Source organism: Bosea sp. 124, assembly GCF_003046175.1.
Lineage (GTDB): Bacteria > Pseudomonadota > Alphaproteobacteria > Rhizobiales > Beijerinckiaceae > Allobosea.
This window is the reverse complement of record NZ_PZZM01000001.1, coordinates 4,593,598-4,614,963: the sequence shown is the minus strand read 5'-3', so window position 1 is coordinate 4,614,963 and position 21,366 is coordinate 4,593,598. Positions and strand designations below refer to the sequence as shown.

The 21,366-nt window shown below is 63.5% G+C and carries 21 protein-coding genes; 12 read left to right on the top strand and 9 right to left on the bottom strand.

Features of this window, described 5'->3' with window-relative positions; translation table 11 throughout:
- Positions 1 to 18: 18 nt before the first annotated feature.
- The 3 genes from C8D03_RS21855 to C8D03_RS21845 form a co-directional block, all read right to left on the bottom strand.
- Complete coding sequence (locus tag C8D03_RS21855; RefSeq protein ID WP_108049644.1) at positions 19 to 954, bottom strand: DUF2950 domain-containing protein; 936 nt, start codon at positions 952 to 954, stop codon at positions 19 to 21.
- A gap of 41 nt (positions 955 to 995) precedes the next feature.
- Positions 996 to 2,675 carry a DUF3300 domain-containing protein gene (locus C8D03_RS21850; RefSeq protein ID WP_108049642.1) on the bottom strand — a complete coding sequence of 560 codons (1,680 nt, stop codon included), beginning with the start codon at positions 2,673 to 2,675 and terminating at the stop codon, positions 996 to 998.
- 117 nt (positions 2,676 to 2,792) lie between these two features.
- Positions 2,793 to 3,050: a hypothetical protein gene (locus tag C8D03_RS21845; protein ID WP_108049640.1), complete on the bottom strand. Its 258-nt coding sequence runs from the start codon at positions 3,048 to 3,050 to the stop codon at positions 2,793 to 2,795.
- Positions 3,051 to 3,359: 309 nt separating this feature from the next.
- On the opposite strand from C8D03_RS21845, the gene C8D03_RS21840 reads away from it, so the two are divergent.
- From C8D03_RS21840 to C8D03_RS21820, 5 genes are all read left to right on the top strand, one after another.
- Positions 3,360 to 6,122 carry an aminotransferase class I/II-fold pyridoxal phosphate-dependent enzyme gene (locus tag C8D03_RS21840; RefSeq protein WP_181301163.1) on the top strand — a complete coding sequence of 921 codons (2,763 nt, stop codon included), beginning with the start codon at positions 3,360 to 3,362 and terminating at the stop codon, positions 6,120 to 6,122.
- Between the two features lie 47 nt (positions 6,123 to 6,169).
- Positions 6,170 to 7,861 (top strand): aspartate-alanine antiporter, encoded by a 1,692-nt coding sequence (gene aspT, locus C8D03_RS21835; RefSeq protein ID WP_108049636.1) that lies wholly within the window; start codon positions 6,170 to 6,172, stop codon positions 7,859 to 7,861.
- Positions 7,862 to 7,914: 53 nt separating this feature from the next.
- On the top strand, positions 7,915 to 9,534 hold the full coding sequence (locus C8D03_RS21830) for a bifunctional aspartate transaminase/aspartate 4-decarboxylase (RefSeq protein ID WP_108049633.1): 1,620 nt from the start codon (positions 7,915 to 7,917) through the stop codon (positions 9,532 to 9,534).
- A 119-nt stretch (positions 9,535 to 9,653) separates the two neighbouring features.
- Positions 9,654 to 11,336, top strand: a complete 1,683-nt coding sequence (aspT, locus tag C8D03_RS21825; RefSeq protein WP_108049631.1) for an aspartate-alanine antiporter — start codon at positions 9,654 to 9,656, stop codon at positions 11,334 to 11,336.
- Positions 11,337 to 11,599: 263 nt separating this feature from the next.
- On the top strand, positions 11,600 to 12,880 hold the full coding sequence (locus C8D03_RS21820) for a DUF6538 domain-containing protein (protein ID WP_108049629.1): 1,281 nt from the start codon (positions 11,600 to 11,602) through the stop codon (positions 12,878 to 12,880).
- 109 nt (positions 12,881 to 12,989) lie between these two features.
- On the opposite strand, the gene C8D03_RS21815 is transcribed toward C8D03_RS21820, so the two are convergent.
- Positions 12,990 to 13,610 (bottom strand): recombinase family protein, encoded by a 621-nt coding sequence (locus C8D03_RS21815; RefSeq protein WP_108051885.1) that lies wholly within the window; start codon positions 13,608 to 13,610, stop codon positions 12,990 to 12,992.
- Positions 13,611 to 14,005: 395 nt separating this feature from the next.
- Here C8D03_RS21815 and C8D03_RS21810 point away from each other — a divergent pair, with 395 nt between their 5' ends.
- Complete coding sequence (locus C8D03_RS21810; RefSeq protein WP_108049628.1) at positions 14,006 to 14,272, top strand: hypothetical protein; 267 nt, start codon at positions 14,006 to 14,008, stop codon at positions 14,270 to 14,272.
- Between the two features lie 542 nt (positions 14,273 to 14,814).
- Here the strand turns inward: C8D03_RS21810 and tnpC are convergent.
- The 5 genes from tnpC to C8D03_RS21785 form a co-directional block, all read right to left on the bottom strand.
- On the bottom strand, positions 14,815 to 16,380 hold the full coding sequence (gene tnpC, locus C8D03_RS21805) for an IS66 family transposase (RefSeq protein WP_108046501.1): 1,566 nt from the start codon (positions 16,378 to 16,380) through the stop codon (positions 14,815 to 14,817).
- Positions 16,381 to 16,448: 68 nt separating this feature from the next.
- Positions 16,449 to 16,802 carry an IS66 family insertion sequence element accessory protein TnpB gene (gene tnpB / locus C8D03_RS21800; RefSeq protein ID WP_108046502.1) on the bottom strand — a complete coding sequence of 118 codons (354 nt, stop codon included), beginning with the start codon at positions 16,800 to 16,802 and terminating at the stop codon, positions 16,449 to 16,451.
- On the bottom strand, positions 16,799 to 17,212 hold the full coding sequence (locus C8D03_RS21795; RefSeq protein WP_282568616.1) for a transposase: 414 nt from the start codon (positions 17,210 to 17,212) through the stop codon (positions 16,799 to 16,801). Before C8D03_RS21795 ends, tnpB begins: the two co-directional genes overlap by 4 nt.
- Before the next feature lie 697 nt (positions 17,213 to 17,909).
- Positions 17,910 to 18,149: a response regulator gene (locus tag C8D03_RS21790; RefSeq protein WP_465246482.1), complete on the bottom strand. Its 240-nt coding sequence runs from the start codon at positions 18,147 to 18,149 to the stop codon at positions 17,910 to 17,912.
- Complete coding sequence (locus tag C8D03_RS21785; RefSeq protein WP_108049626.1) at positions 18,146 to 18,475, bottom strand: hypothetical protein; 330 nt, start codon at positions 18,473 to 18,475, stop codon at positions 18,146 to 18,148. The genes C8D03_RS21790 and C8D03_RS21785 overlap by 4 nt, the downstream gene beginning before the upstream one ends.
- A 94-nt stretch (positions 18,476 to 18,569) precedes the next feature.
- On the opposite strand from C8D03_RS21785, the gene C8D03_RS21780 reads away from it, so the two are divergent.
- The 6 genes from C8D03_RS21780 (at position 18,570) to C8D03_RS26260 (ending at position 21,350) form a co-directional block, all read left to right on the top strand.
- Positions 18,570 to 18,818 (top strand): DUF6894 family protein, encoded by a 249-nt coding sequence (locus C8D03_RS21780; RefSeq protein ID WP_146170259.1) that lies wholly within the window; start codon positions 18,570 to 18,572, stop codon positions 18,816 to 18,818.
- A gap of 605 nt (positions 18,819 to 19,423) precedes the next feature.
- Positions 19,424 to 19,849, top strand: a complete 426-nt coding sequence (locus C8D03_RS21775) for a DUF1236 domain-containing protein (RefSeq protein ID WP_108049622.1) — start codon at positions 19,424 to 19,426, stop codon at positions 19,847 to 19,849.
- A 74-nt stretch (positions 19,850 to 19,923) separates the two neighbouring features.
- Positions 19,924 to 20,196 carry a hypothetical protein gene (locus C8D03_RS26265; RefSeq protein ID WP_146170258.1) on the top strand — a complete coding sequence of 91 codons (273 nt, stop codon included), beginning with the start codon at positions 19,924 to 19,926 and terminating at the stop codon, positions 20,194 to 20,196.
- An 81-nt stretch (positions 20,197 to 20,277) separates the two neighbouring features.
- Positions 20,278 to 20,562, top strand: coding sequence for a hypothetical protein (locus tag C8D03_RS26540; protein ID WP_181301365.1), 285 nt, complete (start codon positions 20,278 to 20,280; stop codon positions 20,560 to 20,562).
- A 73-nt stretch (positions 20,563 to 20,635) separates the two neighbouring features.
- Positions 20,636 to 20,944 carry a hypothetical protein gene (locus C8D03_RS21765; RefSeq protein ID WP_348981707.1) on the top strand — a complete coding sequence of 103 codons (309 nt, stop codon included), beginning with the start codon at positions 20,636 to 20,638 and terminating at the stop codon, positions 20,942 to 20,944.
- 145 nt (positions 20,945 to 21,089) lie between these two features.
- Positions 21,090 to 21,350: a hypothetical protein gene (locus tag C8D03_RS26260; protein ID WP_146170257.1), complete on the top strand. Its 261-nt coding sequence runs from the start codon at positions 21,090 to 21,092 to the stop codon at positions 21,348 to 21,350.
- Positions 21,351 to 21,366 lie beyond the last annotated feature (16 nt).

Below are 21,366 nucleotides of genomic sequence, written 5' to 3'. Positions count from 1 at the left end.
GCCTCGAACCTTGCCTTGCTACTGTCGTTGCGGTGTCACCGTCTCCCAGCTCCTGTCCGGGTCGAAGCTTCGCATACGTGACGCGACGCGGCTCGTGCCGGGGCCGAGATCCTTCTGGTAGACCGTTCCGGCATGATTGAGCATGAAGCTCATCACCCCGGACCTGCCATAGTCCGCCGGATAGGCCAGAACCGCGAATCCTCCGATCATCTTGCCGCCGGCGACATAGTCGATCGCGCCGCCGGGGGCTGCGGGCCCCTGGCGTTTCAGGATCTTGAAGTAGTAGCCGTGAAACGGCCTGCGCGTCCCATCAGCCTTGTAGCCGTCGGCAGCGGCCTCCGCCGCGAACGCACCCAGCGGGCTCTGCTCTTCGCCCGCTGCATTGTCCCAGTACAGGCCGTCCCTCGCACCGGCTCCGCTGATGATCTTCTGCGCGAAGGCGCCCGCCCCCTGGCCGGTGCGGTCCTTCGAAGCGTAGTCCTGCTGTGCATCGAAGAAGGCGAGACTGGCCTGCAGCGCATCGAGTTCGTTGCGCCCAATCCGCCGGGCGATGATCTCCTTGCGGCCAGCCGCGACGTCGAATGTCCAGCGCTCGCCGTTGCGCACGATCGGAATCGGAAACGGGAAGTCGTCCCGCCCGATCAGCAGGGTCGCCGTATCGCCCGTCTCGCTGACCGAGTGGCGCTCGTCATAGGCAGAGACGAAGCGCTGGCGGTCCGCCGCATCGGCGACCTTGTCACCCGACGAGAGGATCTCGCGCCCGGCCATGCCGAGAATGGTGTAGAGCCGCTTGAAATCGGCAGTGCGCGCCGCCTCGCCGAGTGCCGTGGCAGCCTCGACCGGCGTCTTGAACGGCTGTTGTGCGCTCGCATCCGTCGCGACCACGAGAACCCCGATGGCGCCGCCGCAAAGCCATCGCACAAGCAGACCCGTCGCTGGCCATGTGATGATCATGGAACTGCATCCCCATCTGTGAAAAGGCCGCCAGATCCCTCTCAGTGCCAGCCGCGTCCCGCGGGCACCCTGGCGCCCTCGGACGTCCATTGGTCGAAGCTCTGGAACGGCACGCCGAGCTGGTGGTAATCGACCCGCAGATAGCCATCCGCCCCGCGGCGCACCGCCCAGGGCGCGACGCCCTGCACCTCCTGCGCGATCACACCGACATAGGTCGTCTTGGAGCCGTTATATGCGAAGCGGTAGAAGCCGAGCCCGTTATCCATGCGCCCAAGCAGGATGACGTGGTTCTTGAGCTGGATGTCGGATCGGCGTCCACCGCCGCCACCACCACCGCCGCGCCCTCCGCCACCGCCGCCGCGTCCACCACCGCCGCCATATCCGCCGCGCGACATCTGCGCGCCGCCCCCGCGCATGCCGCCGCCTCCCGACGGCATGGCCCGCCCGCCGCCGCCTGGTGCACGGGCCATGCTGGCATGCCCACGCTGCGACTGAAGGTTGGCGGCCCGGCCCGGCTGCATGTTGCCGAAGGCGCCGTCGCGCGCCGGCCCGGCGCGGTTGCCCCCGCCATCGGGACGCCTCGGCTGGTTTGCAGCCCGCGGCGGGCCCGAGCCGCGCCCGCCGTCACCGCCTGGCCGTGCGCGATCGCCGCCGGGTCGATCCGGCCGGTTGGCGGCGCCAGCGCGATCACCCGGTCCGCGATCTGGCCTGCCGGCTGCGTTCGCTCGGTCTCCGGGTCGTTGCTCGGGGCGGGCGCCCGCACCCGGTCCGTCGCGATCGCCGCGCGGCTGAAGCACCTGATCGCCGCTACGCCCGCGGAAATCCATCCGGCCTTCGCTGCCGGCGCGAAGGCTGTTGTTCGCGAATTTCTGCTGGACCGAATTGTTGCGGTACTGGACGCCATGGCGATGCTGGGGATTGTGCTCCCAATGCGTCACACGGTTGCGGTCGATATTGATGTTATTGTTGTTCCAGTTGACGTTTCCGCCCCAATAGTTCCCGCCCCCGGCCCAGCGACCCAGCGCATAGGCTGTGCCGAACGCGATGCCGGTCGCAACCACGCCAGCAGCGACATAACCCGACGCCGGGAAGTAATAGGGTGGATAGGCCGGATACGGCCAGGAACCGTAGACGACTGCGGGATCGTAATACGGCACATAGACAGTGTCGGGCATCGCAGGTTCGATCACGATCGTCTGCTTCCCGCTCTCCTGGCGGACCGAGACCGTCTGCTGGGTGCCGGAGGACAGCTTCTTGGCGTCGTAGGCCCGCGTCCTCATGCGCTGGATTCCGTCCATCACATCGGGCTGCTGGGCGAGTACGGCGTCGCCGAGCTTCTGCGTCCAGTCGAGATTCTTGCTCATCATCTCGAGCACCGAGGGTGTGGCAACCAGCGACTTCACGCTGACATCCCAGGACTGCTGCTCGGCCGCGATCCTGAGCTGATCGCCCTTGAGCTTCTTGTTGTCGGCGATCCATCTGTCCGCCTGAACCACCTCCAGCGGATAGGTCGAGGCCATCAGGACTTGCGCGAGCAGCGTGTCGGAATAGAGGGCGATCGGCGCGACGAGCGCATCGAGCTGCGCGGCGCTCGCGAGCTGCTCGCCCTGTCCGGCCGACGCGCCGGCCGGCGGTTGGGATTGAGGCGGCGGCGTCTGCGCCAGCGGCTGGGAAGCCAGACCACCGGTGATGACGCAGGCCAGCACGATCCGCAGATGCATGGCTTTCTCCCACGAGCGAGCGTCCCGAGACCAGGAGCGCTCCTGAAGCCGGAAACGCCGGGTCCGCGCCGAAGCCGACGAACAGGCTTCGCGCTCCGGGCGCTGATCCGAACAGACCTATTTTTTGGTGGCACCTCGGCTGACGCGCGCCTGTTCCGCCGCACGCGCTGCACGAAAGGCCTCGACATTGGCGCGGCCGGCAGCCATGGCGGCATCCATTCGGCCATCGCGCTTCATGTCGTAGTCGTCTCGGAAAATATCCATGACGCACCCGTTGGTCTTGGTGCAGGCGTAGCTCGGCTGGATGCCAGAGAACATCCAGATCAGGCCTGCGACCACGAGGGTCGCTATCGTGGCCGCTGTCTTCCGCGTCATGACGGGACCTCCAAAGCCTAATTCCGTTCCTGTATTGTACTATAACGTACAATACTAAGAGCCGACTCGCGGCAACGGCGTACGCCCAAGCGGGCGCGTAGAGCCAAAACCTCAATCGATTTCCTTTGCTGCACCCCAATACTAGCGAATTCTCACGGCCGATAACCTGTCCCTAAGGACAATACGCCGGCCCCTCCCAGTGTGCTGAGTTTGTCTGCGGAGAACGTTAGGTCGCGTGGCGATGCGCGACGCGGCGCGATCCCGATGAGCACTGATGGTGGCCCATGCCAGCGCAGGGAAGGATTCGAGATGTCGTCGTCCCCTCAGGAATCGCGCTCCATCGATCACTTCTTCTCGGCGCCCTCCGGCCGCACCGATCGCTGGCGCGACCTTCACGCGGTCGCGCGCTCCTGGGTCAAGGGAGACCAGAACCGCGGCGTGGTCGAGGCTGCACTCCAGGAACTCGGCGCGATCGAGGAGTTCTACGCCTTCCCCGGCCATGAGCTGATAGCCGCCTTGCGGGATCGGCTGCAGAACGACGATGCGAACAGCTTCCTGTCCCTCGCCAAGCGGATTTCGCTCGCGATCATCACCGGCAACCACAAGCACGACGCCAAGGAATGGCAGGCGCTCGATCTGTCGCTGCCGGAATCGGCGGACGTCATTCCGTCCTCGATCGGAGAGGCGGCGGCGCATCGCCCCTACTTCGAGTTGCTGGCCGTAACGCCTGCGCCGGCCGGGCGCTGGCCGCATATGGCCGCCGAGTTCCGCCGCCTGCGGCGCGCCGAGGACGCCTTCATTTACGAGGCGGTGCTGGTCGGCAGCCTGGAGGATGCCGTCTGCGCCGCCATACTCAATCCCGACATCGCCGCGGTCGCCATCTACGAGGGGTTCGCGCTGAAGTCCCGCCATGATGCGCCGCTGCTGCGCAGCGTGCTCGCCACGCAACAACCCCTGCTCGACAAGGCGGACGAGGCGGATCTGGCGCTTCGCCTTGCGGCTGGATTGAAATCGATCCGGCCGGAACTCGACATCTACCTGCTGTCCGACCGGCGCGTCGAGAAGCTCGCCGGCGATCCGCGGGCCGCGATGATCCGGCGGGTGATGTACCAGATCGAGGAGCCGCTCGAGCTTCACCTCTCGGTGCTCGAGGGTATCAACGCCCGCTACGAGACGCCGTTCTTCAACAACCTGAAGCTCTATGCCCAGCGGCCGATCGCAACGTTCCACGCACTTCCCATCGCGCGTGGCAAATCGGTGTTCCGCTCGCCCTGGATACGCGACATGGGGCAGTTCTACGGCATCAACCTCTTCCTGGCGGAGAGCAGTGCCACGACGGGTGGGCTCGACAGCCTGCTCGAGCCGACCGGCAACATCAAACGCGCCCAGGATATGGCGGCGCGCGCCTTCGGCGCGGACCACGTCTTCTTCGTTACCAACGGAACCAGCACCTCAAACAAGATGGTGCTGCAGGCGCTGATCGCGCCTGGCGACATCGTCATTCTCGACCGGAACTGCCACAAATCGCACCATTACGGGCTCGTGCTCAACGGCGCCCAGCCCTTCTACGTCGAGGCTTTCCCGATGACGGAATTCTCGATGTACGGCGCGGTCCCGCTGCGCACCATCAAGAAGGCGCTGCTGGATCTCAGGGCCGAAGGCCGGCTCGACCGGGTCAAGATGGTCGACCTGACCAACTGCACCTTCGACGGGCACATCTACAACACGCGCCGCGTGATGGAAGAATGCCTGGCGATCAAGCCGGACCTCATCTTCCTGTGGGACGAAGCCTGGTTCGGCTTCGCGCGCTGGTCGCCCTTCCTCAGGCCCCGGACCGGAATGGGCGCGGCGGCCGACATCGAAGCCTGGACGCAGGAGCCCGGCGCCCTCGCCCAGCACGAGCGGCAGCGCAAGGAACTGGGCGCCAATCCCACCCTCGAGACGCTGCTGGACACGCGCCTTGTCCCCGATCCGCGTGCCATCCGGCTGCGCGTCTACCAAACCAACTCGACCCATAAATCGATGTCGGCGATCCGGCAGGGTTCGATGGTGTTGGTGCGGGATGTCGACTTCCACAAGGTCGAGGCCCAATTCCACGAAGCGGTCTTCACCCACGCATCGACCAGCCCCAACCAGCAGCTCATCGCCAGCCTCGATGTCGCCCGACGGCAAATGGAGCTCGAGGGCTACGGGCTGGTGATGAACGCCATCGAAATCGCCCTCGATATCCGCCGGGAGATCAACGCCCACCCGCTGATCTCGAAATATTTCAGCATCGTCGGTGCCGACGGCATGGTGCCCAAGGCATACCGCACCAGCGGCTTCGTCGATTTCCTGGCGCCCGGAACGCGGTGGGACGATCAGTTGCGCAGCATGCGTGAGGACGAGTTCTGTCTGGACCCGACCCGCATGACGCTGGTCTGCGGCACTGCCGCCTTCGACGGCACCGCCTTCAAGGGGCTGCTCGCCTCCGAATACAATGTCCAGGTCAACAAGACCTCGCGAAATTCGGTCCTGCTGCAATCGAACATCAACAACACGCGCAGCGACGTCGCCTTGCTGATCAGCGTCCTGCTGAAGATCAGCCAGAGCATCGAAACCCGTCTCAAGCAGGGCGGAGACGCGGAGCAGCAGGCGTTCGACGCGCGCGTCAAGAGCCTGATGAAGGACGTTCCGGACCTGCCGAACTTCAGCCACTTCCATGAAGCGTTCCGGCAGGACGCCGGCGACACGACCCCCGAGGGCGACATCCGCACCGCCTTCTTCGCCGCCTATTCCGAAGAGCAGTGCGAGTATCTGCCCATCCACGGCCCGGAATGCGACCGCCGGCTCAAGGACGGGCCGGAGATGGTCTCGGCCAATTTCGTAATCCCCTATCCACCCGGATTCCCGATCATGGTGCCGGGCCAGGTCATCACGCTCGAGACAATCACCTTCATGCGCAAGCTCGATGTGAAGGAGATCCACGGCTACGAGAAGGCCAGGGGCCTGAAATTGCTCAAGGCCGATGCGCTCGCAAGCAAGAAGACCAGTCATCATGAGCCATCGCGAAAGAAATCGCGGGCGGCATAGCTGCTGCCTCGGCGAACAAGACAGCATCGTCAGATCAGGAGATCCCCATGTTCGACTGGTTCGCGAGTACGCTTCGCAGCTATCCCGAGATTGCGCTCTTCCTGTCCCTGGCGATTGGGTATTATGTCGGAGGTTTCGGGTATAAAGGCTTCAGCCTGGGCGCGGTGACCTCGACGCTGATTGCCGCGGTTGTCATCGGCCAGCTCGGTATTACGATCTCGCCTCACGTCAAGTCGACATTCTTCCTGATGTTCCTGTTCGCGGTCGGCTACGGGGTCGGTCCGCAATTCGTTCGCGGCATCGCCAAGGACGGCGCTCCCCAGGCGGTGTTCGCAGTCGTCGTGACCGTGTTCTGCCTCGCGATCCCCGTCATGATCGCGAAGTTCGCCGGCTATCATCCGGGATATGCGGCAGGCCTCTATGCCGGTTCGCAGACGATCTCGGCCTCGATGGGTCTGGCGACCGATGCGATCAATCGCCTCGGCCTCTCGCCGGAACAGACCAAGGAATATCTCGACGCCATGCCGGTCGCCTATGCGGTGACCTACATCTTCGGCACGGTCGGCTCCGCCATCGTCCTGGCCCTGCTGGGGCCAAAACTGCTGGGCATTGATCTCGTCCAGGCCTGCAAGGACTACGAAGCGAGGCTTGGTGGCGGCAAGGAACTCGGCGGGCCCGGCTCGGTCTGGCGCCGCTTCGAGTTGCGCGCCTTCCGGGTGCGGAGCGGCGCCAAGGTCATCGGCATGCGCGCAGCGGATGCCGAAGCGCTCGTGCCGGATGCACGTGTCTTCGTCGAGCGCGTCCGGCGCAATGGCATCATCGAGGATGCCACAACCGACACGATCCTGCAGGAGGGCGACATCATCGCCGTCGCGGGGCCGCGCGAGGTACTCGTCAACCTGATCGGGCAGAACGCCGACGAGGTCGAGGACCCGGAGCTTCTCGATGTGAAGGCCGAAGGCGTCGACGTCTACGTCACCAGCAAGGACGCCGACGGCAAGACCCTCGCCGAACTCTCGCAGATGCCCGCGGCGCGGGGCGTTTTTCTCCGGAAGATCGTTCGCGGCGCGACCGCCGTCAGCATGCCCATCCTGCGTGATACGGTGATCCAGCGCGGCGACATCCTCACCGTCGTCGGCCGGACCCAGGACATCGCCGCCGTCGCCAAGGTCATCGGGCACGCCGACCGCCCGAGCGACGTCGCCGATGTCGCCTTCATCGGTGCCGCCATCACGCTCGGCGCGCTGATCGGTGCCATTGTCTTCAAGGTCGGCGGCGTCCCACTGACGCTCTCCACCGCAGGTGGCGCGCTGATCTCAGGCCTGATCTTCGGCTGGCTTCGTTCCGTGCGCCCGGTCTTCGGCCGCATTCCGAGCTCGACCGTCTGGTTCATGAACTCGGTCGGCCTGAACATCTTCATCGCCGTGGTCGGAATTTCCGCAGGCCCGGGTTTCGTCAAGGGGCTGCAGACGCAGGGCGTCGGGCTGTTCCTCTGGGGCGCTCTGGCGACGACGATCCCGCTGATCCTGGCGATGTTCGCCGGCAAGTACATCTTCCGGTTCGATCCCGCCATTCTGCTCGGTTGCTGTGCCGGCGCACGCACGACGACGGCAGCCCTCGGCATGATCTGTGAAACCGCCGGCAGCCAGGTCCCGGCCCTCGGCTACACCGTGACCTATGCCGTCGGAAACACGCTTCTGACGATCTGGGGCATGGTGATCATCATATTGCTGACCTGAAGGCGAAGAGAAGCAGACGAACTCCCAGACAATCATGAATATGGGGAAGCGCCATGGATGTCGTTACTTTGAGGAACTTCGAAAAGCTCAGCCCCTTCGAGATCAAGGACGAGCTCATCCGGCTTGCCAAGCAGACGGCCCAGACATCCTCCATCGCGCTTCTCAATGCCGGGCGCGGCAACCCGAACTGGGTCGCGATGACGCCGCGCGAAGGATTCTTCCTGCTCGGTCAGTTCGCGATCACGGAAAGTCGGCGCGTGATGAACAAGCCGGCGGGAATCGGTGGCATGCCCAAGCCCGACGGCATCGCCGCGCGACTTGAGGACTGGCTCGCCGGGCACAAGGATTCCCCCGGTGCGACTTTCCTGCGAGACATGGTCGCCTTCGCCGTCAAGAAATTCGAGTTCAAGCCCGATGCCTTCGTGCACGAGCTCGTCGACTCGATCATCGGCGACAACTACCCCGTGCCCGACCGCATGCTCGTGCACAATGAGCGCATCGTCCACGAATATCTGATGTGGGCGATGTCCGGGGAGCCGCGCCCGTCCGGCCAGTTCGATCTCTATGCCGTCGAGGGCGGAACGGCGGCGATGTGCTATATTTTCAAATCGCTGAAGGCCAATCGGCTGCTGAACGCCGGCGACACGATCGCGCTCGCCACGCCGATTTTCACGCCCTATCTCGAAATGCCGCATCTCGAGGATTACGGCCTCAACGTGATCACGGTCGCGGCGCCGCAGGAGAACCGCTTCCAGTTCACCGACGAGGAGCTGAAGAAGCTCGAAGACCCCAAGGTCAAGGCCTTCTTCGTCGTCAACCCGGGCAATCCTTATGCGGTGGCGCTCAGCGACGAAACGATCGCCAAGATCGTCAAGCTCGTCCAGACCAAGCGCCCCGATCTGCTGCTGCTCACCGACGATGTCTACGGCACCTTCGTCAAGGGTTTCCGCGGCCTGCTTGGCGCGCTCCCGCACAACACGATCGGGGTCTACTCCTACTCGAAATACTTCGGCTGCACCGGCTGGCGGCTCGGCGTCATCGCCATCCACCGCGACAACATCCTCGACAAGGCGATCGCGAACCACCCGGAGAAGACCCTGGCGGCGCTCGACAAGCGATATGGCCCGATCACGCTGAAGCCGCGCGAACTGAAGCTGATCGACCGCATCGTCGCCGACAGCCGCGACATCGCGCTCAATCACACAGCCGGGCTGTCGCTGCCGCAGCAGGTGATGATGTCGCTGTTCTCGTTGTCCGAGATGATGGACGAGGCCAAGCTCTACCAGAAGACCTGCATGTCGATCGTCAGGGCGAGAGCCGATCGGATGGTCGAGGGGCTCGGCATCGATGTGCCCGACAATCCTCTCCACGATCGCTACTACGGGCTCGTCGATTTCGAGTTCTGGGCGAACAAATATGTCGGCCCGGAGGTCGTGGCCTATATGAAGGAGCACATTCACCCGCTCGACATCGTCTTCCGGCTCGCCGAGGACCACGGCATCGTCCTGCTCAACGGCGGTGGCTTCTCCGCGCCGGACTGGTCGGTCCGCGTGTCCTTCGCCAATCTCGACGATGAGGTTTACAGCCAGATCGGCCGCGCTACGCGGGCCGTGGCGCGCGGCTACCGCCAGGAATTCGAAGCGTACAAGCTGGCGCTGTCCCAGAAGCGATAGCCCTGGTTGCAGGCGAACAGGCGGCTTGACGAGGCCGATCGGCGGCGGAGCTGCCACAGGCATTTGCAGGGTCGGGGATCAGCCCGGCCCGGGGTTCTCTTTCCTCGCCGAGGCGACCCATGAATTACGTCGTCGAAGCCCTCCGCAACAATCCGGAGCTCGCCATCTTCCTGACGGTCGCTCTCGGCTTTCTGATCGGGAAGCTGAAATTCGGGAGCTTCAGCCTCGGCGTCGTCGTTGGTTGCCTGCTGGCCGGTGTCCTGGTCGGCCAGCTCGACATCAAGGTGCCTGCCATCGTGAAGACGGTCTTCTTCGACCTCTTCCTGTTCACGACCGGCTACAAGGTCGGCCCGCAATTCTTCCGTGCGCTGAAGCGGGACGCTCTTCCGCAAATGGCGCTGACGGTCGTGCTGTGCGTCACGTGCCTGCTGATGGCCCTCGGCTTCTCAAAGCTGCTGAATTTCGACATCGGCACGGCGGCCGGGCTGCTGGCCGGAGCGTTTTCCGAATCGACGGTCATCGGCACGGCGGGCGAAGCGATCCAGCGGCTCGATCTTCCGCAGGCCGAGCGGACCGCGCTCGTCAACAACATCCCCGTCGCCTATGCCGTTACCTATCTGGTCGGGACGGCGGCCCTGGTCTGGTTCCTGCCGAAGGTCGGCCCCAGGCTCATGGGCATCAACCTGCGCGAGATCGCGGCGCAGCGGTCGGAGAAGGCCGGTCCGGCCGGCGACGTCGAGGGGGTCACATCGGCCGCCCGACTATTCGATGTTCGGGCCTATCGGGTGGAAAATCCTGCTCTGACGAATAAGACGATCGCCGAGATCGAAGCCGCTCCGCGGGCCGCCCGTGCCTTCGTTCTGCGCTTTCGCAGCGGCGCGGCCCTGTTCGATCACGCATCCGATCGCAGGATACAGCTGGGTGACATCGTCGCCGTCATGGCACGATATGAAATTCACGCCGCCCGCGGCGACGTGATCGGCCCCGAAGTCAGCGATCCCGAGCTCCTCGACATCCCGCTCGAAGCGCTCGACGTTATCGTGACGGGCCGTGGCATCGACGGGACATCGCTGGCGGAACTGGCCGAGGGCGAGTTCGCACGCGGCGTCTTTCTCTCCAAGCTGATGCGCTCGGGCATAACCATGCCGGTTGTCGCCACGACGCGCATCAATCGCGGCGACGTCATGTCGCTGGTCGGCCCGTTGCCCGAGGTCGAACGGGCCGCAGCCATCCTCGGTTATCCGGACCGCCGCACCTCGGCGACCGACATGATCTTCGTCGGGCTGGGGATTTTTCTCGGCGGATTGTTCGGCCTGCTGTCCGTGGTCGTCTGGGGCGTCCCGCTGACTTTGACAGCCAGCGGTGGTGCGCTTTTCATGGGGCTCGTCTTCGGCTGGCTGCGATCGGTCTACCCCTTTTTCGGGCGCATTCCCGAGCCGGCGATCTGGATCTTCGATACGGTCGGGCTTTGCATGTTCATCGGCATCGTCGGGCTCGGTGCCGGGCCGAGCTTCGTCTCGGGCCTGAAGACGACCGGGCTCAGCCTGGTCGCCGTCGGTCTCGTCTCGTCGCTGCTGCCCCACACCGTGGGCATTCTCTTCGGGCGCTACGTCCTGAAGATGGACCCGCTCATCGTCCTCGGCGCCTGCGCCGGCGCCGGCACCATCACGGCCGCGCTCAGGGCCATCCAGGACGAGGCCCAGAGCAGCATTCCGGCCTTGGGCTACACGGTGCCCTATGCCATCGGCAACATCCTGCTGACCGCCTGGGGGCCGATCCTCGTCGCGCTGATGTCGATCTAGAGCACCGGCCCGATGACCAGAACGGAAAACGGCCGAAGGCGAGAATGACCGGCACCGGGCCGGTCCGAACGAGGCCCCGCGAAGGGAATTCCTCGATGAAGAGAATGGCGAGCCCGGCTGGAGGCCACCATGCTGGATTGTGGGGCTTCGGCAAGCCGTTCTTTTGATTGTGCTATCCTCGATTCGAAGTAGCGTTCTCCTCGATTTGGAGCAGATCGGCCCAGCAATAGGGTCGAAGAAGTTGAGCGAGGTCAGGATCGAGGATGCCGCGTTTGGGGCTGGTGCCGTTCTCTCGCCAAGGGACGCGAGGCGGCGTCTTTGGTTTTCGGCTCCAGCTTCCCGCCGACGTGTTCCAGGCCCTGGTAGCTGCTGATGTTGGTGGCGCACGACGGACGGTGACCTTCTCCCTCAAGACCCGTGATCCTCTGGTCGCACGAAGTCGGGCTCTGCGCGCTGCGGCGGATGTCGGGGAGATGATCGCAGCCGTTCGCTCGGGGACGGTCCCACTTTGGCAGTTCGATCCTGCCGCCTATCGGGAGAGCCGGATCATCGTACCGGTCACCGGCCAGAAGCAGTCTGGCTCGAAGCAAGTTAGCCCGACCACCTCGACGCCGGATGGCATGACACTGCGACGTGTCTATCAGGAGGTCTATCTGCCACGCCGCCAGGAACGGAAGGGAGCGGTGCCCCGCCGAAGGTCTAGGCTCGATATGGAGAAGGCCATCACGCGCTTCGTGGCCTCGGCCGGGGACCTCGCCGTCAACACCATCACCCGGCAGGACGCGGAGAAGTTCGTGCGCGGGCTGAAGGTAGGCTCGGTTGCGACGACTAAGAAGACCGTGACCTGCCTCTCGACGATCTGTAACGCGGCGGTCGCGGCCGGGATGATCAGCAGCAACGCGTTCCGGGGCCTAGGGCCAGATCGTGCCGCCATCGTCGCGGCACGCCGCAGCTACTCCCGCTTCGATCATGACCAGCTTGCCCGGTTCTTCGGCAGGACCGAGCGCGATGACGGCGCGGTCCTGTGGCTTCCCCGGCTGCTGCTTCTGACCGGTGCCCGGCTCGAAGAGATGGCCCAGCTTCGTGCGGCATGGTTTGTGCGCCGGGACGGCATTGATGTGATCGACTTGAACGAGGCGAAGGTGAAGAACGCGCACAACAAGCGGTACATCCCGCTCCACCGCGATCTGCTCGACCTGGGCGTCCTCGATCTGGTTCAGCGCTCACCGGACCGGCTGTTCACCGAGTTGAAGTACCGGGCCTCGGCCGAGAGTTGGAGCAGTGCGATCAGCATGAGACTGAACCGCGAGATCGACGCGGCGCTTGGCACCAATCGCAGGCTGACGGTGCACTCGCTCAGGAAGACGTTCGAGCACGCCGCCTATACGACGGGGGTGCCGAAGGCGACGATCAACGCGATCACCGGCCACAAGCCGGGCGACATCTCAGAGGAGCACTATCTGATGCTCCAGGATGACATGCCGCTGCTGAAGAGGCACATCGACGAGATCGACTTCCCCTTCCTGCGGCGGATCAGGGCCTGAGAAGGGGTCGTTTTTTACTGACTGCTGTTCGTGAACAACGACCTGGACATGGTCTACATGATCATGTCCAGGTCGGTGTACATGTCCATGTAGACCAGGATGAAGCAGGCTACGCCGCCACGGTCTCCTCACCGTCCTCGACCGCCATCGCGCGCTTCAGCCGCTGCACCGTAGCGGTCCCGGCTCCGGTTCGTCGGGCCGTCTCGCGCACGCCCAGCCCCTGGGCCAGCATGGTGCGGATGGCTTCGGTCTTCTCGATCGACATCGGCGGGCGGCCCAGCCGCTTCGTCTCCCGGACCCGATCGAGCCCAGCCAGGATGCGATCGCGGATCATCGCCCGCTCGAACTCGGCGAAGACCGAGATCATGCCGAACAACATCCTGCCTGATGGCGTCGAGGTGTCGAGGCCCTGGACGTGCAGGTAGAGCCCCGTCTCTCGGCTCTGGAGATCGGCGAGGAAAGCGACGAGGTCCTGGAGGGACCTGCCCAGCCTGCACACCGACCATGCTGCGACGAGGTCGTACTCACCTCGGGTGACGCCCTTCAACAAGGCGTCGTAGCCCGGCCGCTTCTCCCGGCTCTTCGCGCCGCTGATGCCTTCGTCGGTATGGACGGCGACGATGGTCCAGCCCAGGCGCGCAGCGGCATCCTGGAGCAGGCGCAGTTGGTTCTCGGTGGTCTGGCTGCTGCGGGCGACCGAGACCCTGGCGTAGAGGGCGACGCGCTTCATGGTCTCGACCCTCTCATGGATCGTCCAGACCGCAATCAAAAACAGATGGTTCTAGCTACGGTCTGCACGGCTCTCGCGGCCGAGCGTCAGGCCCGTGTTTGCAGAGGTTTATGGGACCTGCGAGGTCTGCGGGAGCGGGAGGGTTTTTGGTACAGCGGTGAATGGAGGGGTGGGGAACGTCTGGCCGGATGATCTGAATGCGAAAGAGACGAAAACCACCGAGACTAGGCCAGAGATTTCCTTGGCCGCGACCGATCCCGTCGGAGCGGTGAGCACATCCCTTGGGATGCTCGGCATAGGAATGGCCACGGCTGGCATGTAGCCGCAGATACGGTTGCGTCGTGCGGATGCCTTGTTGAATAGTAGGTGCGTTGCGCGGTTCCGGGGGGACCACAATGCCGTTCTCGTCATTCAACGATCCCAGCGATCTGGCGCGGGTCCAAGGCGCGCTCGACGCCGTTTGGGCTGAGGTGCGCGACACAATCGCCGAGGAAGATCGCACTCGCGAACGGACGCGGCTGGCGTACGCAGTCGCGGCACTATTCCCGCACGCAAAGACCGATACCGATCTCGCCCGGCTGGCTTTGGAGAGGTTCATATCGACCGCCGACCGAAATCAGGCCACCGGCCAGTCCGGCACAATGCTGCCCGGCCGGATTTGAATTCCTATTTCAGTCCCGCGTTGGTTCTATTCTGTTCAGATTACTGACGTAACGGGACTTTAGGCCCTCTTGCGCGCTGGTAGGGGGCGTCCCTTAACGGGCAGACCGCTCCCCACCCTGTCTCATCTTTGCCGTTCCGCCGGTAAAGGACGATGTGTACGCTTATCGGCCGGAGGGAAGCGGCCATGCCCGGATCATTCGGATCGCGTGTGCCATGTGTCGATCGCGGCGATTGGACCCCGACCAGCCCCTGGATGGGGCGCTACCGGCAATCACTGGCGCTAGGCCATTCATTGATAGCCTGATGAGCAGCGATGTTCCCACGTGGCTGTTGTTTGTGAGCGAAGCAAAGAAATTCGTGGCCGCGCATCAGGACAGTGCGTCACAGTTGCGAGCCATTGTGCCGCCTGCTCCAAGCCCGACGCGATGGCGATAAAGAGGACTTATGACCGGTTGGAAATTAGGCGGGCCGCCACTCCCGAAGACGTACAGCGACGTAGTGGAGGTGACTGACGGTAATCTGTAAGCGCCCTGCCGGGGCCCTACGGATTTGGGGTTGAGGTTTTCCGGAAGCGCCATGGCATGAGATCTTCGACGGCGCTTTGTGGGTGGCCGTTGATGACGGCGTCGAGGGTTTCAGCGAGATAGGCGACGGGATTGACGTCGTTGAGCTTGCATGTGGCGACGAGGGACGAGAGCAGTGCCCAGTTTTCGGCGCCGACCTCGTGGCCGGCGAACAGAGCATTTTTTCGGGTCAGGCAGACGGGCCTGATCGCGTTTTCAACCGGGTTGGTGTCGAGCTCGAGGCGGCCATCGTCAAGGAAGCGGGTGAGCCCCTCCCAGTGGGCGAGCCCGTAGCGGATGTCTTCGGCCAGCCTGGAGCCGGAGGAGATCAGCGACAGTTGCTTCTCGAACCACGGTTTCAGGGCGGTGATGATCGGCGTGGAATGCTCCCGCCGGGCGGCAAGCCGCAGTTGCGGCGAGACACCGCGAACCGTTGCCTCGATGGCATAGAGCGCCGCGATCTGGCGTATCGCCGCCTCGGCGATCGGCGATTTGGTGTTGCGCGCCAGCTTGACGAAGCGTCGGCGCAGATGAGCCCAGCAATGGACGAGCCTCCATGGCCCCTGCGGCCTCTCCAGGCGCGTCAGCCGATCGTAGCCCTCATAGGCGTCGACCTGCAGGAACTGCCCGCGGAAGCCCTGAAGGAAGCGTTCGGCATGCTCGCCACTGCGTCCCGGCGCATAGTGGAACAGCACGATGGGCGGGCCCTGGCCGCCATGGCCGCGGTCATCGGAAGCGATCGCCCAGAAGAAGCCCTTCCTGACCTTGCCGCGTCCGGGATCGAGCACCGGTGCGGTGGTCTCGTCCATGAACAGACGACCCGCCGCGGCCAGATGCCAGCGCATGCGCTCGGCGATGGGCTTGAGATGGAAGCAGGCCCGGCCGGCCCAGTTGCCCAGTGTCGCGCGATCGAGCCGGATGCCCTGGCGCGCATAGATCTCGGCCTGCCGATAGAACGGCAGGTGATCGCCGAACTTGGCGACGATGACCTGGGCGATCAGCGCCTCGGTCGGCAGGCCGCCCGGCACCACATGCTCGGGAGCATGGGCCTGCACGACCGCGCCCGAGCAGCGGCGGCAAGCATATTTCGGGCGGCGGGTGACCAGCACGCGCAACTGCGCCGGCACCACGTCCAGCCGCTCGCTGACGTCCTCGCCGATCCTGGACATCTCGCCGCAGCCGCACGGACACAGCCTGCTCTGCGGCTCGATGATCCGCTCCACCCGCGGCAGATGGGCCGGCAGGTGACCGCGGTTGCGCCGGTGAGAAGCACAGGCGCCGTCCGGGCGGCCCTCGATGATCCGCTGCGCCTTCTCATGGGCGGCATCGAGCACGCCCTGGGCGATTTCGACGTCCTCCAGCGGTAGATGGTATTGCTCGCCGGAGAGCTTCTCGGATCGGGAGCCGAACTTCTCGCGCTGGAGGTCGCTGACGATGCTCTCCAGCCGCCGCCGCGCTTCCTCGGACTGAGCCAGGGCCTCTTGCGTCTGCGCCAGCTCGGCCTTCAGACGCTCGACCTCACCATGGAGAACTGCGACGTTCATCCACTATTTCGAGCACGGATCCGCCGTCTGCGCCATGCCTGGCACGGACCTGAGTCAGTCTGCCGCACTCACCCGGCGAGCTGCGGACGCCGAACTCTCTCAGGCCGAACCAAGCGCCAATCCAGCCCCTCGAACAACGCCGCAAACATCGCCGGTGACAGTCTCATCACGCCGTCGCGAACCTGCGGCCACACGAACTTCGAGCCCTCCAGGCGCTTGTGCACCAGCACCAGCCCGGTGCGATCCCAGACTAAAATCTTGATCCGGTCGGCCCTTTTGGCGCGGAAGACGAAGGCCGCGCCACTATAGGGATCAAGGCCGAGGACCTCCTGCGCCGCCGCGGCCAGCCCGTCGAGGCCGCGCCGGAAGTCGACAGGTCGCGTCGCCATGTAGATCTTCAGATCGGCGCCCGGCGCAATCATCGCGAGGCCCGCACCGCACGGATCACCTGCGCCAACCGCTCGACCTCGACCGTCGTGCGGATCACCATGCCGTCGATCACGATCTCAACCTTCGCCAGCGTCGATTTCGGCGGCTTCGTCGGCGGTCGGGGCGACGGCGCTTCTTCCACCAGCAGCGGCGCGAACAGCGGCTCCCGGCTCTCCGGAAGGGCCAACTGTCCCTGACGAAGGCGACGCCGCCAATCATAAACCTGCCAGCGCGTCGCGCCATGCTTGCGGGCAACCGCCGTCACCTGCGACCCCGGCATCAGGCTCTCCGCCGCGATCCGCGCCTTCTCCGACGCCGAGCGAACCCGCCGACCCGTCGGACCCTCAACAACCTCAAGTCGGCCTACGTAGCCAGGTGTCGAGACGTCCAAATGGACGTCCATTTTGCCGTCCGCTCCCACCCAAGCCCTCCGTCTCTCGCGATCAGAGGACTCTTGGCACATTCACCTCCCGCCCCACACGAGGGGACCGGCGTGGCGCTTACGGTAATCTCGTCCAGAATGCCCGATTGCGGAAAATTCTCGATGGTGACGCTTCGAAGAGCAGTGCGGCCTGGATCGACGACATAGGGCGGGACCTAGAATGGCAGCCGACTCATTGGCGTCCTCTACCTCCTGCCATGCGCAAGGCGGTCTATGAGATCGACTGACGCCCGAGTTATTCGGTCAGCGGGCTCTCCCAGACGACCAGCAAAAGCGCTCCGTCGCAGCTAGGCATGAGTTTAGATTTTTTCTAACGTGCCTGGAAACTTTCCTCCGCTGCGACGTTTTTCACGTCATTTCGGGAGGAGAAGATGACATCTACCAAGCGATCACACCGGCCCTTGGACGCTGGAGAGAATACCGATCCAGCAGAGGCGGACGCTTCCATCAGTCAACTAGCGCCCGTTCATGAGCGGTCATTTGCCTCGGTTTTGAGTATAGTCATAGTGGCTTGGCTTGCTCTGCTCGTTTACGGTACTTTTTGGGCATACTCTTGGCTCGGCGGCTAAAAGACCTGCCCTTGGGGGGTGAGGGATAAGAGGCGGGTTGCGCAGAAATCCGTTTAACGTCTGGACACTCTACAAGCGTCGCGCCCGCCTCATCGACCGTGAGCCTCCAGGCAAGCCGTTATCGCTCGGGTCAACGCCGTCTGGTCGAATGGTTTGTTCAGCCGAGGCAGGTCTACGCCGGGGGGCAACTCTGCATAGCCCGTGGCAATCAAGATCGGTTGATCGGGATGGACTGCCCGCACCTCAGAGGCGAACTGCACGCCTGTCATGCGTGGCATCGCCTGATCCGTGATCACAAGATCGAAGGTATTCTCGCCGTTGTCCGTCAGCCCGTTTTAAGTGATGGCTTCTCGGTACATCCAACACTCTCTGTGGGGTCGCCCTGGTCGTTGAGCCATTGCCAGCGCTTCAGGTCCGGCTGGAACAGGAAGGAGGGCAGACCCCGATCCTTCGGGACGAGTTTCAGCTTGTCCATGACATACGGCCGGGCCTGCCCATCGACTTGGACTATCACGTCACCCGAAGGCTCGGCCTGCTCAATGACGACCTGACCGGCCTTGAATGGGCAGGTATAAACCGGGTTAGTGACGGGATCGGTATCTGCGACTAAGGCAAAAACCATCGGCGCGAAAAGAACCGCAATGTGTGAGATCATAACGTTCTCCAGATTCCCGCCACTCTACTACGCCCCGCGCCTTCCCAAGTTCCGTCACGTTGCTCGGCTAGTTGGCTAGATGATGGAGGTGACCATGAAGCGATTTCACTTTGCGGCGATCCGGCACGCCGATAAACGTCAGAACATGCTAAAGCCGGACGCGGCGCTCGAATTGCCGAGCGTCGAAGCGGCGCGCCAAGTTGCAGACGAAGCCTTGCGCGAAATGGTCGCTGAACTCCCACCTGGACCAGCTAAGGTCGCTCTCATCGTGCGTGATGAAGCGGGGACGGTGGTGGATGGGATGGAGCTTGAAATCCGACCTCTGACGCCCGATCGCCATTAGGACTGTTCGTCACGGCGGGAGGGGTTCGCGCGTCAGCTTTGGATGAGGAGATGGCCGATTTGCAGACCGTCGTTTCGACCGTCTCGCCGCTCTGATTGAGCCTCTTCCATCGCTTCAGTTCTGACTGGAAATAATAGGTCGGCAAGCCCGCTTCCATGGGCACCAGCTTTTGCTCGTCCACAATGTAGGGCCGGGCATCTCCACCAATTTGGACGGTCGCCCGGCCCGTTGCCTGAGGATGATCAATCACGATCACACCGGCCTCGAATTTACAGGTGTAAGACACGTCCGCATCGGGCTGTGCGTGGTTTGCCAGCAATATCGCGCTCGGGATCATCAGCACTGCCAATTGCGATATCATCGCGGCCTCCCCAAAACGCTGCCTTGTTCAGTTCATACGTTGCGGGCTCAGCAAAGTTCCTGCGGGCAAAATCCGCACGTGCGCCGAACCTCCTGCGAGTACTGGCACAACCCTGAGCGATCTAGCTCCCGCCGGTTCTCGCTAAGCCTCTCATTATGAACGGTTATTCATGGAACTGACGGCTTTGTCCGCAGTTTTTAATTCGACTAAAGGGCATGAAGCCCGGTCAAAAAGGGAGAAGATCATGATCAAGCACATTGCTCTTGTAGCGGCCCTCGCCTTAGCCCCCGCAACTGTCTTCGCTCAGTCTAGCTCCGGTGCAGCCGGTGGTGCTGCGGGCGGCGCTGCGACTGGCGCTGTCGGTGGCGCGATTGTCGGCGGTCCGGCCGGTGCCGCTGTCGGCGCAGTTGGTGGTGCTGCGGCTGGCGCGATCGTCGGTGGCATTTCCGCCGACAACCGCACCGAGTTCCGCACCTACGTGAAGGAGCAGAAGGTGCCTTCGGTGGCGTATCGCGAGAAGGTCGTGGTCGGCGCGACCCTGCCCGAGACTGTCACGTATCGCGAAGTCCCGACCAAGTACGGCAAGACCGAGTACCGCTACACGGTCGTCAACGACCAGACGGTCCTGGTCGAGCCGAAGACGCGCAAGATCGTTCAGATCATCGAGTGATCAGCGGAAGCCCACCCCTCACGGGGTGGGCTTCTTTCGATCGGGCTCATCTGATCAACTTAAGGAGAGACGCCATGTTAAGGCCAATCCTGATCGCCGCTGCTGTCGCGGCTACCGCCGCCTTCACCGCTCCGGCCCAAGCACAGGTCCAGTTCGAGCTTGGGATCGACCGGCCCGGCTATGATGGTCCACGCTATCACGAGCCCCGTGGCTACCGCTTTGCGGGAGAACGACGTGGCTTCCGTGGCCCCGTCTACGATGACGATGACGATTGCCGCATGGTCATCAAGCGTCGCGTCAATCGCTACGGCGAGGTCGTCGTTCGCCGGATGCGAATCTGCGACTGACACAGCATTTTTTCAGCGGTTGGATTTGGTCGCAGACCCAACCGCTTGCTCTTCAAACCGGTGCAACCGAAGGAGAGACCAATGCGCACATTCGTTCTTATCGCAGTGACCATGATGGGCTTGGGCTCCATCATGCCATCGACTTCCCGCGCCTCCCCGGTAGCGAGCCTGACAACCATTGAGACGCCCGATCACATTGAGCAGATCAAAAAAGGTGGTCACGGTTACAAGGGCCATAAGGGTTGGGGAAAGTCCCGTCATTGGGACCAGGGGCGTGGCTACGGTCGCTATTATGGAGGTCCCCCGCCGCACGCTCGGGCCTATGGGCGGCGCGCCCGCGACTTCGGCTACTACCGCTCCTGGTGACTTTGCGCCGCGACGGTCTCGGTCGGCCGAGATCGTCGCGCTTGTTGCGCTGAAAATGATAGGAATAGGCACAATGCCCAAAGGCAAGCAGGCCCTACGGCAGGCTTTCAGACGCTTCGAGCAGGAGGTGCCGCTTTGGCTCGGCGCTGGCCTGCGCTGGCTTCGCCACCCTGCTTCGCGATGGCTTCGCTTACCGGTCGGTATTCTGCTCATGATGGGCGGCATTTTTTCAATTCTGCCGGGACTTGGTATCTGGATGTTGCCGCTTGGGCTCCTGTTGCTCGCCGCCGATGTTCCGTTTCTCCAGAAGCCGGTGGCGCGCTTTACGTTATCAGGCGCTGATCGATGGGCTCGGTTTCGAAAGTGGGTCGCAAGTAAATAGCGGGCTGATCACTATTCGGGTCTGGACCTTGCTGCCGCTTGTATGTCGTAGCTTTCGTGCCCACCGGCACAAAGACCGCGTTGGCGAGTTGTCCCACAGGCAACGCGCATAGAATCGCATCGGCCGAAAATAAGGGAGGATAACCATGCTCGATCCTAAAAAATGGTCGAAACAGCCCGGCGGGGCAACCGAGTTGGAAAAGAACGCGGCGAAGGCATTGCGAATGAAGAACGACGCCGGATCACAGACGACAACCCCGGAACACCGGACATCGCACGAGGGCGGCGTGCAAAAGGCCCAGGTCGATCCGACCGACATGGCTCCTGGAATTCAGGGAACGCATGTGGAAAACGTCAGCCGAAGCCGAGGAGCACGAGTTTCAGATACCGGAAAGTCAAAGACCTAATCTGAGGTAGCGCCTT